This is a genomic window from Flavobacterium amniphilum, assembly GCF_023634845.1.
Taxonomy (GTDB): Bacteria; Bacteroidota; Bacteroidia; order Flavobacteriales; family Flavobacteriaceae; genus Flavobacterium; species Flavobacterium amniphilum.
Window position 1 is genome coordinate 1 of the sequence record NZ_JAMLJL010000053.1, and the last position, 938, is coordinate 938.

General features: G+C 28.8%; 1 protein-coding gene. It reads right to left on the reverse strand.

Features of this window, described 5'->3' with window-relative positions:
* Window positions 1-138: 138 nt before the first annotated feature.
* On the reverse strand, window positions 139-876 hold the full coding sequence (locus NAT51_RS19630) for a protein phosphatase 2C domain-containing protein (RefSeq protein WP_250601812.1): 738 nt from the start codon (window positions 874-876) through the stop codon (window positions 139-141).
* Window positions 877-938 lie beyond the last annotated feature (62 nt).

Below are 938 nucleotides of genomic sequence, written 5' to 3' on the forward strand. Positions count from 1 at the left end.
AACGTTCTGGCACTACAGCGGGTTTGGGGTTAAATTAAGACCATTTTTCGGATTTGCCAAATCATCCCAAATACAAAACCATTTTCCATTAAGCCCAATGCCCAAATCCGTTGTAGTGGCTGTTATGGGCTGTGTTTTTTACTTCGTTATTCTGATTATAGAAAAATCATCAGTAGGTTTCAATCCAAATTCATTTTCTAAAATCTTTAGTTTTAGATTAAGCATTTCGTCTTTTTCCCAATTCGTTTTTTCGGTTGTTAAAAAATCAATTACATTAATCTCCTCTTTAGATTTATTCGGTACTAATTTCTCAAAAGTAAATATTCCGTCAGTTGAAATACTTAAGTCTGTTATTTTGTTAAATTCAATTTTCTGTTTTTGAGAATTATAGAACTTTTCAAAATCCTCGGATAAATGAAAACCTAAATAATCGGGTTTATTGTCTTGTTCAAATTCAGTTATTTCTCCATTAACATTTACAAAACCATCTCCAATTGCTAAAATTATTCCTTGTTCATTATTCTTGTCAAACAACATAATAATTAAGGTTGTTAATAATTCTTTTGAGTCAAGCATTAATTGATTTTTTACAATTTTGAGCTCATTTAATAAATCTCGGAGAATAGATTTTAAGTTTTCTTCAATATTGAGTTGTAGATCATTTTGTTCAATAAATTCTTTATAACCTTTTTCAACGCAGATTTTCTTTAGAATTTTTCCAACTAGAGTAGAAGCAAAATGACTTTCCAATGCAGTTGTGCAACCGTCCATTACTGCGCAAAGAATTTTATTTTTCCCATATTCTCCAATATACAAATTGTCTTCACAATTATTTTGATGATAATCTCCAATTTGTATTGCTGAATATATTTTCATTTATTGATTTTCTGTCTTTTAAAATAATATGTCTTCTGTTTTCTGTTAACATAGCCCATAAC